The organism is Desulfobulbus rhabdoformis, assembly GCF_016919065.1.
Lineage (GTDB): Bacteria > Desulfobacterota > Desulfobulbia > Desulfobulbales > Desulfobulbaceae > Desulfobulbus > Desulfobulbus rhabdoformis.
On the sequence record NZ_JAFFQA010000018.1, the window covers coordinates 35,790 to 52,109 of the forward strand.

The 16,320-nt window shown below is 53.2% G+C and carries 12 protein-coding genes and 2 riboswitches; of the genes, 8 read left to right on the forward strand and 4 right to left on the reverse strand.

What is annotated here, in order from left to right; all coding sequences use genetic code 11:
* Positions 1 to 258 precede the first annotated feature (258 nt).
* From JWJ90_RS11055 to JWJ90_RS11065, 3 genes are read right to left on the reverse strand one after another with little or no spacing between them, the layout of a single operon-like run.
* Positions 259 to 4,218: a cobaltochelatase subunit CobN gene (locus tag JWJ90_RS11055; protein WP_338032321.1), complete on the reverse strand. Its 3,960-nt coding sequence runs from the start codon at positions 4,216 to 4,218 to the stop codon at positions 259 to 261.
* Positions 4,219 to 6,261 carry an adenosylcobinamide amidohydrolase gene (locus tag JWJ90_RS11060; protein ID WP_205227285.1) on the reverse strand — a complete coding sequence of 681 codons (2,043 nt, stop codon included), beginning with the start codon at positions 6,259 to 6,261 and terminating at the stop codon, positions 4,219 to 4,221.
* 19 nt (positions 6,262 to 6,280) lie between these two features.
* Positions 6,281 to 6,703 (reverse strand): DUF4019 domain-containing protein, encoded by a 423-nt coding sequence (locus JWJ90_RS11065; RefSeq protein ID WP_205227286.1) that lies wholly within the window; start codon positions 6,701 to 6,703, stop codon positions 6,281 to 6,283.
* 173 nt (positions 6,704 to 6,876) lie between these two features.
* Positions 6,877 to 7,090: riboswitch (cobalamin riboswitch) on the reverse strand.
* Between the two features lie 223 nt (positions 7,091 to 7,313).
* Positions 7,314 to 7,498, forward strand: a riboswitch (cobalamin riboswitch).
* A gap of 164 nt (positions 7,499 to 7,662) precedes the next feature.
* On the opposite strand from JWJ90_RS11065, the gene JWJ90_RS11070 reads away from it, so the two are divergent.
* The 7 genes from JWJ90_RS11070 (at position 7,663) to JWJ90_RS11100 (ending at position 13,902) form a co-directional block, all read left to right on the forward strand.
* Positions 7,663 to 8,436, forward strand: a complete 774-nt coding sequence (locus tag JWJ90_RS11070; protein WP_205227287.1) for a DUF3450 family protein — start codon at positions 7,663 to 7,665, stop codon at positions 8,434 to 8,436.
* A complete protein-coding gene (locus tag JWJ90_RS11075) occupies positions 8,433 to 9,869 on the forward strand; it encodes a MotA/TolQ/ExbB proton channel family protein (protein WP_205227288.1) in 1,437 nt (478 codons plus the stop codon). The genes JWJ90_RS11070 and JWJ90_RS11075 overlap by 4 nt, the downstream gene beginning before the upstream one ends.
* Entirely contained in the window at positions 9,863 to 10,480 is a 618-nt protein-coding gene (locus JWJ90_RS11080; RefSeq protein ID WP_205227289.1) for a MotA/TolQ/ExbB proton channel family protein, read from the forward strand. Before JWJ90_RS11075 ends, JWJ90_RS11080 begins: the two co-directional genes overlap by 7 nt.
* Positions 10,474 to 10,890: an ExbD/TolR family protein gene (locus tag JWJ90_RS11085; RefSeq protein ID WP_205227290.1), complete on the forward strand. Its 417-nt coding sequence runs from the start codon at positions 10,474 to 10,476 to the stop codon at positions 10,888 to 10,890. Before JWJ90_RS11080 ends, JWJ90_RS11085 begins: the two co-directional genes overlap by 7 nt.
* The gene (locus JWJ90_RS11090) at positions 10,890 to 11,567 is read left to right on the forward strand and encodes an energy transducer TonB (protein ID WP_205227291.1); all 678 of its coding nucleotides are present in this window, start codon (positions 10,890 to 10,892) and stop codon (positions 11,565 to 11,567) included. The genes JWJ90_RS11085 and JWJ90_RS11090 overlap by 1 nt, the downstream gene beginning before the upstream one ends.
* Positions 11,568 to 11,571: 4 nt before the next feature.
* Positions 11,572 to 12,864, forward strand: coding sequence for a tetratricopeptide repeat protein (locus JWJ90_RS11095; RefSeq protein ID WP_205227292.1), 1,293 nt, complete (start codon positions 11,572 to 11,574; stop codon positions 12,862 to 12,864).
* A gap of 126 nt (positions 12,865 to 12,990) precedes the next feature.
* Positions 12,991 to 13,902: a sirohydrochlorin cobaltochelatase gene (locus JWJ90_RS11100; RefSeq protein WP_205227293.1), complete on the forward strand. Its 912-nt coding sequence runs from the start codon at positions 12,991 to 12,993 to the stop codon at positions 13,900 to 13,902.
* A gap of 76 nt (positions 13,903 to 13,978) precedes the next feature.
* Here JWJ90_RS11100 and JWJ90_RS11105 read toward each other — a convergent pair whose 3' ends face one another.
* Positions 13,979 to 15,019: an acyltransferase family protein gene (locus tag JWJ90_RS11105; protein ID WP_205227294.1), complete on the reverse strand. Its 1,041-nt coding sequence runs from the start codon at positions 15,017 to 15,019 to the stop codon at positions 13,979 to 13,981.
* 557 nt (positions 15,020 to 15,576) lie between these two features.
* Between JWJ90_RS11105 and JWJ90_RS11110 the strand changes: the two genes are divergently transcribed.
* The gene (locus JWJ90_RS11110; RefSeq protein WP_205227295.1) at positions 15,577 to 16,068 is read left to right on the forward strand and encodes a ferritin family protein; all 492 of its coding nucleotides are present in this window, start codon (positions 15,577 to 15,579) and stop codon (positions 16,066 to 16,068) included.
* Positions 16,069 to 16,320 lie beyond the last annotated feature (252 nt).

The following is a 16,320-nucleotide window of genomic DNA, read 5'->3' on the forward strand; positions in this document are numbered from 1 at the left end:
CGAGCTGTTTGCTTATTTGGGTCTCCTCGCTGGAGGGGCATTCTTTTTTTGCGTGCCCAAAAAAAGAATCAAAAAAAGGGCAGCCGTACCGCTGAGACTACCCCGTTCGGTGGGGTTTGAAACCGGCGAGGCCAAAACTCGCTGCGCTCAGACAGTTGGCCTCTTCTTCCGGCTTCAAACCCCAACAAAACTATGCGGTTCGAGCACCAAAGTTGGGGTTCCTTCGTCACCTCCAACCTACAGGACCACTCCTCATCCTCACCGCCGCCGTCGCGAGCCCCAGATAAACAGTGCCAGCACAAAGACCACAAACAGACTCGCGGCCCACTGGATACCAGACGAACTCAACTCAGTGGAATCATCAGTGGTCTTGATCTCCTCCATCTTGTATCCCTCGACTTTTTCAGCCTTGGTGCCCTCGTCGCTTGGCTGTGCATCGTCCTTTGGCTGTTGCTGATCCTCTTGGGCTTCCTTGCTCTGCTTTTCCTCCGGTTCCTGCTCCTTTTTCTGCTCGCCCGCTGGTGCCGCATTGAGCTGGACAATCAATTCTGCCCGCTCGGCGGTCTGTTCTTCCAAGGTCTTTTGCGCGGCCTGCTCAATGGCCAGCTTGAATTGCTCAACTATTTTGGGATCCAGCACGCCGGGCATGGAGATGATGTTGACCACCATCTGGTTGAGCATGGGGTTATTGCAGGTATGATCACAGCAGGCCACGCCGCGGCGCACCACGTTGGTGGCGTACTCGGCGGCCAGCTTTTGGGTGACAGCCTCCTTCGGCTGCCAGTAGCCCTTGCGCACAGTCTCCAGCATACGGGCGGTCATGGACTGGTAGGCCCAGGGGGAGTTCTCGTCAAAGAACTCAGCCAGGTCCATGTCGTACTTGTCTTCCACATAGACCTCATAGACCTGCTGCCACTTATCGGCACTGACTGCATCAGGCACCGTGACCTGCCAGCCCCAGAGGTTCTCGGCAAAATCCGCCATCTGGCGGGCACCGGCGTAATTATCGCCCTTCATCCCCTCAATCCACTGGGGGTTGAGGTAGCGGGTGCGCATCTCCCGGCCCACGGTTTTGGCCACATCCTCGACAATGAGTTCGTTTTTCTTGCGGTGCATGGTCACCAGGGTATACGGTGCCTCGCCACGCACGTTCTTAACCGCCAGCGACATGCCTCCCAGGTACTGGAAGAAGTCATCGGTATCGATAATGCCAATCACGTTGGTGGAACGGGAATGCACAGCGGTATCCACCCCGCGCAGGTTTTCCTTGAAGGTATCTTTAACTTTGACCCCCCACTTGCCCTGGCCGATTGCAAAGCCAACCCGGTTGATATAGACGTCGCTCACCGATGCATCGGTATCCCAGATACCGGAAGATCCGGTCATCTCGGCGATACCCGTCCCGTAGGAGCCCACCTCTTCGGTGAAGATGCGAAAACGGGACTGCTCTCCGGCCTCTTCTGCGCTCATCCCCTTGGCCATCAGCGCCTTTTGAATGGTTGCCTGGTTACGGGCAAGGAAGTTTTCGATATCGGTCTGGGCCATGGCCTTTTGTACGGCCTCATCCAGGAATAACAGCTTCTCGGGAAACATATCCCGGTAGAGTCCCGAGGGATTGATGAGCACGTCAATGCGCGGACGATTAAGCTCCTTGCCGGGAATAACCCGGGTATCGATGACTCGCCCACTGGGATCCCAGACCGGCTCCACGCCCATGAGCGCGAGTACCGTCGATTCATTCACGCCCTCGTTACGCGAGGTTTCGGTCGCCCAGAGCACAACCCCCACTTTTTCGGGATACTTGCCTTCTTCTGCAAGTTTGGTGCTGATCATCTCCTCCGCTGCCCTTTTTCCCACATTCCAGGCCGCTTTGGAGGGCACCTTGGCAGGGGAAAACCCATAAAAGTTTTTACCCGTGGGGATGGCGGCCAGGTTGCGCAGTGGATCGTTCCCCTCGCCTGGGGGCACATATTCGCCACGCAGGGCGCGAATCAGGTTGTTCATTTCCCGCAGGGGCGAATCCACCAGGTCTTTTCTGATCTGAGCGGGATCCGCACTGGGATTTTGTTTTTGAATCAGTGCACGAGTCGAATCAGTGGCATCATCGCTGTAGGCCTTACCAAAGGTATGAAGACCGTAGGGTAGGGAGTTGTCATCGATCTCATGGAGGTAGAGGTGGATCTTCTCCATGGCTGCATCATCAAATTGTTTCAGGCCTATATCCTTGTCCAGGCCGGTTTGTTGAACCAGGTCAAAGATCTGTTTTTGGTACTCCCCCGCCGTCTCTCCACCTTTGGCGCTGATGATCTCATACTGGTGATAGAGGTCATGAATCTGTTTGTATTCGCTGTAGAGGTCCGCCTCCTTCATCGGCGGGGTGAGGTGATCGATGATCACTGCCCGGCCACGCCGTTTAGCCTCGATGCCTTCCCCCACGTCGTCCACGATATAGGGGTAAATGTTGGGAATATCGCCGAGCATGATCTCCGGTGGGTCCGAGGGCGCCAGGCCGGCCTGCTTGCCCGGCAACCACTCGTAGGTGGCATGGGTGCCGAGATGGATCATTGCATCGGCATGGAATTTTTCTTTGAGCCAGAGGTAGGCGGCAATGTACTGGTGGTGCGGGTAGAGGGTTGTGTCGTGGTAGAGCTTGAGCGGATCATCGCTCCAGCCGCGGGCCGGTTCCGGCAGCAGGACCACATTGCCCAGTTTGACCATGGGGAAGACCAGATTGCCGTCCTTGGTCATGATGGCGCAATCTTCAGCTTTCCCCCACTGGGCAATTACCGGTTTTTTGAAATCTTCGGGCAGCTTGTTAAACCAAGCGGTGTACTCGGTAAGCGAGACCTGCTCCACGCCGCCGGAGGCCAGCAGCGCATCCAATTCGCCCGGAGCCCAGGATCCGATGTTGCGACCACTGGCCATAACCATATCCTGAATACCACGCTCGGTGAGCTTGTCGGCGTCATTGATCTGATAGCCCTCGGCCTTCATTCGGGTAGTGATGGTTTGCAGGCTGCGAAAGACATTGAGGTAGGCCGCCGCGATGTTTTGTTTGCCCTGGTGGTGGTTGTAGTAGAGGATCGCCACCTTTTTATCTTTGTTTGCCATGCGTTGCAGTTTGGCCCAGTTGTGGAGTCGGGGCAGAAGAAATTCGATGCACTCATCCACCGTCTGGCCGACAAAGAGTTCCCGGCCATTGCTTGGGTCGGTTACCTTTTTCTTGCCCAGAATAACGGTGGGCTCGATGGCACCTGAAAATTCCGGGGTGGCCACTGCCCAGGCGGCGGCAAAGGGTGTGATCCCAACCGGGTTCTTGCGCCATTCCTCCACGGTTTCAGCATAGGGGTTGATCAGGTTAAACAGGGGGACATTGAGCTCTTCAAGTGCCAGGCGAATATCATCGTTGATGGACGAGGCAAACTTGAGGGTAAAGGCCAGCACTATATCAACCGGAGGCTTACCGTCCACGGGTTTGAGATAGTTGGCCAGTACCTTGGGCAGGGATCCAAAACAGGGATAGACCGAGAGACCACCCGCCTCAAATTTGCGGATCATCTCATCCACTGCCTCGATCAGCCCGACCTTGAGACTGTTGTTATACAGGAGAATAGCAACCCTGGGGTTGTCTGCCTTGAAGCCCTGTTGCTGTTCGTACCAGCGTTGATATTCGCTCAGGCTGGTGAAGTTGTGGTCACTGTCTGGGTGATGGAGGCAAATTGCTGGTTGTACCTTGAGAGGCTGATAGCTGATGGAGTCGTCAATGTGGCGATGGACAACCAGCCGAATCATATTCTCCAGATTTTTCTGGCTGGTATGGTGGTGGTAGGCCATGATGTCGGAGTCAAAAATAAAGCCCTTTTTCTGCAACCCTTCAGGATCACTGGAGTGGTTCATGGCATAGACCGTACGACCAGCCATGAGTTGATGATCGATCATATATCTGGCCAGGTCGCCTGCCATGACATTGACCAGCACCACGGAGCAGGCAGCTACATAGACCTCTGCTTGTGGATCCTGCTCAAGTTCCGCCAGGGTGAAAAAGCGGGTCTCGATGGAACCGGGCAGGTCCAGCGCGTCTAGGGCGCGTTGCAGCTGGTAACCGTTCATGTCGATTTCCAGAAGCGCAACCTTGGCAGTTTTGGCTGCCAAGGCGTTGGAGGTCAGGGCGAAAACGAGGAAGAACAGCAGTAGAATACGGGGCGTTGATCGGTTCACTTACTTCTCCTTGGTTGCATCTTCTCTAGCGCTCACACTTGCCACCAGCAGGGCAAAGGTTTGATGTAGAAGAGGAGGGATTTCTGTCTGGACAGTTGTCGGTGCCGTGATGGCGTGCCCCGCAATATGGGCGCTGAACATGGTTCGGAGCTGATCAAAAAACTGAAGATCCGTGATTAATCCTTTATCGGTATCATCACTCAAGGCCAGCACGGTCTCGATACAACTCCTGACCAGGGGATCGGAGAAGGCGAATGCCAGTCTCTTTTTCAGCTTCGCAGGGGGCAGGGAGGAAGGATAGTGCTCAACCAACCAGGAGAGGCTGATCTGCCGTTCATCCAGCCGTTGCAAGAGAGAGCGCCCGGCCAGGATGCCGTTCTGACGACTTAGGGCCTCGGTGACGCCGGCGTGGACCGCCTTGGCAATCAGCTCGCCAATCTTGCCGTGACCGCCGGTATACTTGACCAGTTTGCCTTCCCCCTGAACCAGAATCATCGAGTCGGTTCCTGTACCGGTTGCCCGGTAGTCCAAGGGATGCGGGGTACTGCGAATATCAAGATCCAGCAGGGCTGCGGTCTTTGCCTCGGTTGCAGTGATAATGGCGCGGGCCATGCCTTCAGGGGCCAGCTTATGGTTGGTGAGAATGATGATATTGATTGTGCCCAGAGGATGATTGTAACCAATATCCCGGGACATGCGCTGCGCGTTACCACGTACTCCGGCGGTCACCAGGGCAACCACCTCTATGCCGCCTTCGCGTTGCACCTGGAGGGAAAGGTTATCCATATTGGCCCCGGTCATCAGCCCGGAATAACTCTGGGTGGTGTAACCGAGGTTAGTGGCAATGTCAGCGGTGACCTGATCCACGCCAAAAGCCATATGTCCCAGGCTTGCGTGCATGGGCACGTAGGTGTTGCCTACAGCCTGCATAGCATCCCGGTTGCCGTCAATGGTGGAAAGGATTGCCTGGGGGCGTTTAAAGCTCAGGATCAAAGATTTGAAGTCAGCGTCGTTGACCCTGTGGGTGACCACCTTGGCGGATGCTACATAGTCAAGATCCAAGGAAAGAGGCTGCTCGCCAAGGGGGCCGTTCGAGCTGACGGCTTGCGCAGTATCAGCCATTAGGGCAGGGTAAATGGAGGCTGCAAGAAATTGAATAGCCGCGCCAACCCGTGGGGTGACCTGGCAGACAACTGAGCAGGGAAGGCTGATTATCCTATGGTTTTGAACCGCATTCACCTCTTGCCAGCCAGGCGTATTAAGATGGGCACGAACCTTGGACATATTGCGTTTGCAGCCATAGATGAGTTCCGGGTTGAAGTCTTTCCAGGCCTGGAGACGCACCGGCACAAAACTGCCGTTTTTGCCTTGGCGGGGCGGCAGGCCACCGGCAGCACTGATCATCTCGTTTTGAAAGGAATCATCACCTGGACTATAAAGAATTTCCTTACCAACGATGACTCGGGCGACCCGTTTACGTTGCTCCGGGGGAAGTTTTTTGAGGCGGTCCTGAACGCGCTTGATCTGTTCACGATTGGTTTGAATGATCGTCTGTGCTGCCTGCGCACAATCAACCAGGCGGCCAACGTTTTCCATGCGAGTAAACCCTGCTGCCAATGTGGTTTCCTTATAAAGCAGCACTTTGGTAGAGGCATGCGGATCATCAAGCCAGGGTGCAAGCAACTGTTGCTGGCGCGTGGACCCGATAATAAGATCGGGCCTGGCTGCTTCGATAGCCTTGGGATCAGGTTCAAAAAAACTGCCCATACTGGTTACCCGTAAACGGGCATGGGTGAGTAAATCCTCCTGGGTGATACCAACCAGAAGATTTTCCTGATGCAGGTGCATCAACAGATCGGTCACGGAGCTGATCAGACAGACGATCCGCTGTGGCGGTTGTTTGAAATGTATGTCACGCCCCAAACTGTCGGTAATTGTCAGTGGATAGTCGCTGGCCAGGGAGAGAGTGGCCATGCTCGTGAGCAGGACGAGGACAAGAAGCCAAGAGTGAAAGGGGCGGGTTCGTTGGGCAATTTGGCGCATGGGGAAGCTCCGGGGGATATTAGTGGATGAAATACCCAGCAGACCGCCACGAACCGTCTGTTTCCTGCATCAGGGTGAGCGTTTCAACAGCGGAATGTTTATTGGCAAAAGAGGTGAAGTAACTCAGGATACGGTAATGCCCGTCAGGGGCTCCTGGCAGGGTGGTGGTTTCCTGGCTGTTTGTAAGCTGGCGTGTGCTCATTGCTCCCAGGGGAGAGCGAACCGCTTGAATGGTTTTGGACCAATCGGCTTGGCTGACTGCATTTTGAAATAGAGATGAGGCCGCCTGCCAGCTTGCGTCATAATTACCTATATCAATGAGCTTTAACCAGTCCGCCGCAGCACGGTCTGTATCGTTTTGAGCAGTGGTTGCAGAAACAGGGGAGAGCAGAGGGGAACAGATGAATAGGGATACAAGGGCAACAGCATACAATGTTTTCATAGATCCTCCTGGCTGTATGTCACAGCGTTAGGTGAGAGGTTAGTGGTGCACCTCGAATCCCACGATCAAGCTGGAACGACAAAAAAAAATCCCGGATCGATTTTAAAAAAACGATCCGGGATGTCCCTGTTGTACCCGTAGATATGTACTGAGTGCGCCCCCGTCCACGAGGCAATCACTCTTTTTTTCAGGCAGGTCTTCTGACTTACGGATTTACCTACTTACTGCGCCTTCCCAACCTGTTGCGATTCAGCGTGATTTGTGAACCGACAGTAAAGGTCAGTGACATGATGCAGTTTTCGTCCCCGAATACAGCAGCGGGCCTGTCTCCGATTCTCACGGAGTTCCCTATTAAGCTCAACGAGCACCTGAAATTCAGCCTTGTTTAGACGTTTTCTGCTGAAAGTCAAGAGGAAAGTTTGTAAGAATAATTCTTGTACTGTACTTTTGTATCTCACTTTGTGGTTCTGCAATAAAAAAAAATAAGCTAAAGAGTGAAGGTTTTGCGAAGGTTTGCAATACGTTGAGAAGTGCGTAATCTGTTAAAAATTAAACAGTATAATCCGTTTTGTCTTTTTAAAAAATTCTTGACAAATTGCTGCTTATCGGTTCTATCCCAAAGTGTTCAGGTGTTTTACGAAACCTAAAAGGGAACCTCGTGCAATTCGAGGACGGGCCCGCCGCTGTGACCGGGGACGAACACTGCATCATGTCACTGATCTCGTAATGATTGGGAAGACGCAGTTTGTAGGAAGATCCGGAAGTCAGAAGACCTGCCTGAACGGTCATGGTAACGACTGCGAGGACGGCAGCGTTCCCGGTAAGCTGTATTTTCCTGCGGATAAACAGGGCTATCCCGGATCGAGTTTTTTCGATCCGGTTTTTTTTTGCCCTCCACTCTCCCGGAAACCCGGTCATCCTCGCTCCCAGGTGTTGAACCCTAGCCTTGCGAGAAACCCGTGGTTTTTTTTCGTTCTTTTTTTTCTTCTCTGCTCTGCCTGATGCTGTTGTCAGCACTCCCTCAGGCACGGGCCACCCAAACCCAACAACGCGTGGAAAAGCCACTTCGTCAGGCTGTTGATACCAGGCAATCTGCCCAGAAAACAGTTGACGCCTGGCGTGATGACCGAGAACGGCTGACGGCCCAATACGAACTGCTCGAAGAAGAAATCAAGCAGTTGCAGGAGCGCCACGACGACCTCAAGGTAGCGGTAGAGGCAACTCAAGAGCGTCTGACCTCAAAAAAAGACCAATTACAGGAAATTGCCAGAATTACCGGCGAGATCACGCCTTTTCTTGATCAACTTTTTCAACAACTCATTGAGGTATCCCGGTCGGGTCCTCCTTTTCTGCAGAGCGAGCGGCAGCAACGCCAGGAAAAACTGCAGGCAATGATCAATGACCCCTCAATCAGTGTCGGTGAAAAGTACAGACGGTTGATGGAAGGGCTGCTGGTCGAAGCAGAATACGGCACGACCACTGAAGTCTATCAGGATCATATTGAACTTGGTGGGCAGCCAACCCTGGTAGATGTGTTTCGCTTTGGCCGTCTTAACCTTTTTTACCTTACTCTGGATCAGGCCAGTTGCGGATTTTTCAACGAGGCCGACCAGAAGTGGCAGGCACTTGAGCCCTCTGCTCTTCGTCCCCTGAAATCGGCAGTGGCTATGGCTGCCAAGCGTCAACCCGTTGAGCTTGTGAGCCTGCCCATCGGAAGGATGGTGCAGCCATGAGAAAGTTGATTCTGCTGCTGCTCCCCTTTTGGGCTGCAGCTTGTCTGACCGCTTCACTTGAAGCCGCAGATATGCGAGAGCTGCCGCACAAGGCTCAGCAGGTCAAAGACGAACTGGCGAGAAAGGCCTTGGCAGAAAAGGCGGAAGCCGCGCGAGAAGCTGCTGCGACCAGGGCCAAGGTTTTTGCCGACAGACGGGCGCTGGAAAACGCTGTCGCACAACTCGAGGCAGAAAAAAAGCAGTTATCCAGCCAGGTCGAAACCTTGGAAAAATCCAGTACTGAGCTGGCAGAGGAAGAGACCGCGGTCAATGAAGAGCTCGCCCAGACCGATGGCATGATAAAAGAGCTTGTTGGCCAGATACGTATTAACGCCAAGGACCTGGACACGCTGATCAGTCAAAATCCCCAATCAGGTGTTGGACCAGCACCGTCATCGTTTCTGGCAGCGGTTGCAGACGATGAGCGTTTTCCCGGCATGGACGATGTGCGTGCCATGGCTGAGGCGCTGCTGACGCAAATTAAGGGATCCGGAGAGGTGCGCCTGGAAAAGGGCACCATCATTGATCGCACCGGGCGAGAGGTTGAGGCGGATATTCTCTTTATCGGTCCCTTTACCGCGGCCTATCACTTGCCGGAGGAGACCGGCTTTCTCAATCATTCTTCGGATGGCAGTAAACTCTACGCTCTCTCCCGTCTTCCTGCAAAGGGCCTGCAAAAACAACTTGCTCAATACATGAGTGGGCAAGCTGACTCTGTTCCCGTTGATATTGGTCGGGGCGCCGCACTGCGCCAACTGAGCCATCGACTCAGTTTCAGCGACCAGGTCACCAAGGGCGGGCCCATTGTCTGGCCCATTCTCGCCATCCTGGTCATAGGGTTGTTGATCGTGGCCGAACGGACGATCAAGCTCCTGCGGAATCGACACGCTAAGTTGCCTTTGATTGATACGATTCGCCAGCAGAGTCGCGAAGGTGATTGGGCTGGCTGCGAGCAGGCCTGCAGCGAGGCAGAGGGAAAACCTCTGGGGCGAGTCCTCCTGGCCGGAGTGCAGGCGCGGGATCTGCAACGTGAGGATCTGGAAAACACCCTCCAGGAGGCCATTCTCAAAGAGATACCAGGGCTGGAACACTTTCTCTCCACCCTTGGCATGTTGACCGCCATCGCTCCCCTGCTCGGGCTGCTGGGGACGGTCACCGGTATGATCAACGTCTTCCACGTGATCACCCTTTATGGAGCCAGTGACCCGCGACTCATGTCCGGTGGTATTTCCGAGGCCCTGGTCACCACCATGCTCGGTCTTTCGGTGGCCATTCCCCTGATGCTGCTCCATAACATGCTCACCCGTGGTGTGGATCGCATGGTGGGGGATCTTGAAGAGCAGGCGGTCTCCCTGGTGAATATTATTCACCGGCGGCGGGAGCAGCAATGCTGATCGCTGATGGCTGGTATAGCCTTGCCACCTATTTCCGTACCGGTGGCCCTGTCATGGTGCCCCTGTTGCTGGTAAGTCTGACCATGTGGCTTTTGATTGCCGAGCGGGCCCTGGTTTTGCGCAGGCTCTCGGTGCATACCTTCTCTGGCCCTGCTGCTTTGAAATGTATCCACGAAAAACAGTTGCCCGAATCCCAGGATGGCGGCGCAGTGGGGGTGCTGATCCTGTGTTTTCTTGATCGTTGTTCAGGCGATCCAAATCTTGATCGCAACATCCTCGATGAGCTGGTCCTCTCCCTGAACCGCAGCCTGACAAAATACCTGCCCCTGATTGGCGTCCTGGCAGCCATTGCGCCGCTGCTTGGCCTTTTGGGTACGGTGACCGGTATGATGTCCACCTTTGATGTTATGTCGCTTTTTGGCACCGGTGATGCCAAGGGAATGGCAGGCGGAATCTCCGAAGCCCTGGTGACTACGCAGACCGGCCTGATCGTCGCCATCCCTGGTTTGTATATGAAAAATTTTCTTGAACGACGGGCCCAGGCACTCAGAAGGCAGTTGACTGTCACCGGGTTCTACCTGCGCCGTCATCTTCAGGAGGCACCATGCTGAACATCGCCCGCAGCAGACGCGTCCGCTCGACTCCGGGCCTTGATATCGCGCCTCTGATCGACATGGTTTTTATTTTGTTGATCTTTTTTCTGGTGAACACCTCTTTTGTCAAGGAGACCGGGATCGAGGTCTCACGCCCCACTGCCTCAACCGCCACTCTGGAGAAAAAACGTTCTGTTTTGATCGCCATCTCTGCGGATAATCGCATCTTCATGGAGCAGCGCGAGATCGATATGCGTGCGGTCCGGGCCAATGTGGAACGTGCTCTGGCCGAAAATCCAGAGGCAGCCGTGATTGTCATTGCCGATAAAACCAGTGCCACCGGGACCGCCATTCGGGTTATGGATGGCTGCCGCATGGCCGGTGCGGTCAATGTCTCGTTGGCAGCCAGTCTGCCTCAGGGATCCTGATGACCAGAACGGTGCGACATCCGCAGCTGCAGTCTGCAGGTGCATACGATTGGCTTAAAGCCCTGGTCATCGCAGCCGTGCTGAATCTGGGGCTGTATCTGCTCATGCCGGTGTTGATCGCCACAGCACCTGAAAAGCCGGATTTCGATACACTGGTTTCACAGATCAATCTGACCCGGTTGCGCCCCCAGGAAACACGCAAACAACCCGAGCCGGTTAAGCCACCGGAGCCTAAGCCGCAGCAACGTCCCAAACCGACAAGCACACCGCTTCCGCAACCCAAGTTGCAGATGCCTTTTGAACTCAATACCCGGCTGCCCAGCACCGCCACCACCCTGGACATGCCCCCCATGGAGACGGCCCTGCCCAAGGGAGAGTTCAGCGATACCTTTTCTGTGGGCCAGCTTGATGGGCCAATGACCACTCTGGTGCAGGTGCCTCCGCAATATCCCCATTCAGCCCGGCGGCGTAATATTCAGGGCTGGGTCAAGGTACGTTTTTTAGTCGATGAACACGGGCGGGTCAGTAATGTGAGCGTACTCAATGCCAAACCTGTGGGAGTTTTTGAACGATCCGTGCTGCGTTGCGTTTCCAGATGGCGCTTTAAGCCCGGCACCGTGGGAGGCGTAGCAGTAAAAGCCCTGGTTGAACAGACCATCACCTTCAAACTGGAGTAGAAACATGCAATCCTGGCTAAGAGTTTTTGGTTGTTGTGTTCTGATCACCGTATTGTCTAGCGCTGGCTCCGTTCAAGCGGGTGAGATGTCCACCCAGGCGCGCCTGGTGCTGGCAAAGGTAGCCCCTCTGATGAGTTCTAAGTCGTACGGCAAAGCCATTGCTCTTTTGGAGCCAGCCCTGAAAAAGAAGGAAACGCGCAATGCAGAGCTCGCCTTTGCCTTGGGGAACTGTCGTATGCTCGGTGGGCAGACCAAGGGGGCGATCAAAGCCTACTCCCTGGCGGTGCAACTGGCCCCCAAACATGCCAGCGCCTGGCTGAATCTGGCCAGGGCCCAGTATGAGAGCAAAGCGTATAAAGAGGCGGGCCACAGTTTTGGCCAGGCCTATAAGCATGGGAAATCCAAGAAAGCACAAACCCTTTATTTCAGTGCAGCCTCCTACCAGCAGGGAAGGAGCTACCAAAGGGCCATTACCGCCTATGAACGACTTTTTTCCGCCCACAGGCGTTCTCTGAAAGCCCAATGGCGGGAACAGTATATTCACGCCTTGGTCGATGGCGGCCAGCGGAAAAAAGCACTCCCCCTGATTCGTGAGCAGATTACCCGCAGTTCGGGAGAGCAGAAGACGCGCTGGCAGGAGGTGCTGCTTTCTTTATATATGCGCTTTAACATGCATAAACAGGGAACGGAGCTTGCCCGTCAGCTGATTGAAGATCATCCTGAGCAGGCAAAATGGTGGAAGGCGCTGACCCATATCCAGCTAGCTGCCAACAGATATGAAGACGGCCTGGCCGCCCTTATCGGGTACTCCATGTTGGGGCCAATGAAGACTCGGGAAAAGAAACTCCTGGCTGATCTCTATCTGCAAACCGGTATTCCCGCCAAGGCGGCACCGCTGTATAGACAGTTGCTCAGATCCAAAAGTGATGCCCAGATTGTGCAACGCCTGGCCTTAAGCTACCGCCAGCTGGATCAGCCCGACAAGGCGCTGCAGGTACTTCATGGCTATGGCAACTTGAAAAGTAAACCCAATTTGCTGATGCTGGAAGGGGAGATCTGCTACCGTCTCAAACGTTTTGGAGAGGCCACCAACAGCTATCAGTCCGCCGCAAAAATTAAGGGGCGCCACCAGGGACAGTCCTGGCTTATGGCAGGATATTCCGCCATGCAGGCTCATGACTATGCATCGAGCCGCAGAGCCCTGGCCAATGCCGTCAAGTATGATCGGGCGAAAAAGGCCGCGACGCTTGCGCTCTCCCAGATTGAACATCAGAGGGAGAATCAGGTTGTGCAATGAGTCCTTTCCTTTGCGGGCGTTTGATAAGGGGGGGCTTTGCTGAGTGCTGAGAAGCTGGCAGAAGTTGAGTCGTCAAAAATATTTTCTACTGATAAACAAACAATCAGAAATAATAAGGAGAATGCAATGCAAAGAAGTTCAGTTGTCAGAAAAACGCTGCTGCTGGTCATGGCCGCCCTGGTAGGGTTCTGCCTCCAGAGTCTTCCTGCTCAGGCGGGACATCACGGTAAAGCCAAAGAAGCGAAAAAGGCGATCTTGCTGGTTACCTTTGGTACGAGTGTTGAGCGGGCCCAGAAATCTTTTGATACCATTGATAAAGAGGTCAAGGCCGCCTTCCCGAAAACTGAAATCCGCTGGGCCTATACCTCAAAGATTATTCGCCATAAGCTGGCTAAAAAGGGCACAATGATCGACTCCCCGGAGATGGCGCTTGCCCGTTTGATGGATGATGGCTACACCCATGTGGCCGTACAGTCATTGCACATGATTCCCGGTGCGGAGTTCCATGAGATCCTAGCCAACGCCAATCTCTTTGCCCAGATGGCCGACGGATTCAAAGCCCTGCGTGTCTCCATGCCACTCTTGATTAATGACGCGGCCATGCAGCAGACCTTGGACATTATCAAAGATCAGCTTGTGCCCAAAGAGCGTAAAGCTGATGAGGCGGTTGTGCTCATGGGGCATGGCACCCATCATACTAGCGATGCCATCTACAGTGCCATGATGTATAAGGCCCAGAAAATGGATCCTAATATGTATGTGGGAACCGTTGAGGGCCATCCGACCTTTGAAGAGGTTCGTGATGCCCTGGTGGCTAAGAAAGTGACAAAGGTGTATCTTATTCCGTTGATGACCGTAGCTGGTGATCACGCCATGAACGATATGGCTGGCGACGAGCCGGATTCCTGGAAGAGCCAGCTGGCTGCCGTGGGGATCAAGGCAGTGCCGGTTATGAAAGGCCTGGGAGAACTCAAAGCCATTGACGCCATGTGGATTGATCATCTGAAAATGAGCATAGGACCCAAGCATCATCACTGATGTCTTTTTGGACGACATAAACCATAAAAAAAAGCCCCGGATTTTCCGGGGCTTTTTTTATTCTGGGTTTGCCAGCTTACCAGCCTATCAGGTGGGAACTGTATTTGGAGGCGAGTTTTTTGATCAGCAGGGCCATACTGTAAGAACAGAAGACCACAAAGCAGGTCATAAAGGGCAACAACCACAGCCCTCCTGTATACGGATGGCTGGTTTTTATCAGAGTCAAAACCTTAATGACCCAGCCATGAATGAAAAAGAGGGCAAAGCTGGAGCCTGCCAGGTTCGAAAGAATGCGGCTTTCTGTGTTTTCGAACCGGTGCAGAATAAGCATGGCGAGCAGGCACAAAAGAAATTTCTGCACCAGGTTGATATCAACGCCGTGCAATATAAACAAAGGTTTGTGGTAACTGCCCGCACCCATATAGTAACTGCTCTGTATCAAGGAGAGCAGGAGAACGCCTGCACCAAGCCACCAGATCTTGGGGCCTAAAAAAGCATAGATCCAATCCCTGTTTATCGAGCAGAGAATCCCAAAAAAGTAGACCGGAGTAAAGAAAAGCACCGACTGAATGACGAGAATATTGTTCACCGGTCGTTGAATAAGCAATGCCGCACAGAGAAACAGAATCGTTGTCAGAAGCTGGGTCTGCCGTCTGAGCTCAATGAACCCTATAAATAGCGGCGAAAGCATAAAGATTATCATGATAAAGGGGATATACCAGTATGCAAGAAAATGACCTCCCGTAATCAGGCTGAGCACAATCGGTTGCAGATACTGATCCCAAAAGGAGGGTGTCGGCCCAACAAAACCACCAGGCAGGGGGATATGGGTGGCATAGGTGAGGAGCAGCGCCAGGATCGACCAGAAAAGATAAGGCAGAAAAACCTTCATCAGTTTTTTCTGCATGAACCGGGAGTAACGAAAGCGGGGATAAAAGACCTGATGAAAGAGAAAGCCGGAGATGAAGACAAACAGCGAGGTACCTCCGGTGATAATGTTGGCAAGTACCCGCTCCGGGTAGGAAGCAAAATTCCAGCCGCTTATCCAATAACAGTGGCCGGTAATAATCAGAATAATGGCTATGCCACGATAATATTCAAAGGATTTGAGAAACATGATGGTGACCTGATACATGCATGGAAAGATAGGTACCTGGCATTCACTGGGGGCGGGGTCGTTGTCTACGGTCGTTGAAAAGGAGCGAGGGAACGGTGTCAGCGGTGGGACCAGATAAAGTAGATACTCTCTATAAAGCGCTTATTTGCCAGTGAATGCCGGTCTGATGGTGCAACTAGTGTTCGTCCAGAAATGAGGATTTTTGTTCAAGTTCAAGGCATGTGAAAAATTTTACCGCAGGCATATATATGATATCGGAGTCTTCGCTTACCTCCGAGGATAAAATTTTGAGCATAACGCCGAAATTGAGCAAAAAGACCATTTCTGAGTGGACACTAACTATACAGCCTGATGCCTGTTTACGCTTGCTCCAAATAGCGCAAGCGATTTTTTTTGAGGGTTATGAGTTTTATGAAAGATAATGAGGTTTGTATGTCCCCCTTTGAAGTGGGCTCTGTAGAGACTCTTGCAGAGAATCCGGTGAGCCGGTACTGTGAAAGAGAACGTTTAGGGGCGATTGAACCTGCCTATGGAGCCATGTAAAGGAGTTTTGTTTTATGTTTACCCTCGCTGATGTGCGTAATATTGCAGTCCAGATTGAAAAAAATGGGGAAGAAACCTACCGCCGGGTGGCTGAGCAGGTAGATGATGCGGAGTTGCAGCGAATGTTTATCTGGATGGCGGAGGAGGAAAAACGCCATGGGGAGACGTTTTCTGCCATTATCGATGATCGCAATCTTTCCAAAGAACAGGCAGAGTTGGAGGCCATGGGCCGCTCTCTTTTGCAGGATATTGTCAGCAGCCAGACCTTCTCTCTGGATGGTAAGCAGCTTGCGCAGGCGAGAAACCTTGATGAGTTACTGACCCAGTCCATAGAGTTTGAGGAGGATACCATCGATTTTTATGAGTTCCTGCTCGGTTTTCTTGATGACGCCAATGCTCTTGCCCAGCTCAACGCGATCATCGAGCAGGAGCGTGGGCATGTGCAACACCTGGAAGAGATGCTCAAAAATGCCGATACCCTGGCTGGATACGAGATACATCTGTAGGAGCGTGGCCATGCCCGCGACCATAGGTGTGAATATTGCTCGAGAATTCCCACTTACAACCTCATTCAGCCAACATATCGTGACAAGGTTGGTGGTGAGGCACGAACCACAACATAAGGGAATCTTGAATAATTGCTTTTTCTGCCAATCCCGGCGTCATGCTTAAAATTTTATCCTCGGAGGTAAGCGAAGACTCCGATATCGGCTATATGCCTGCGGTAAAATTTTGCGCAATCCTTGGCCTTGATTGAA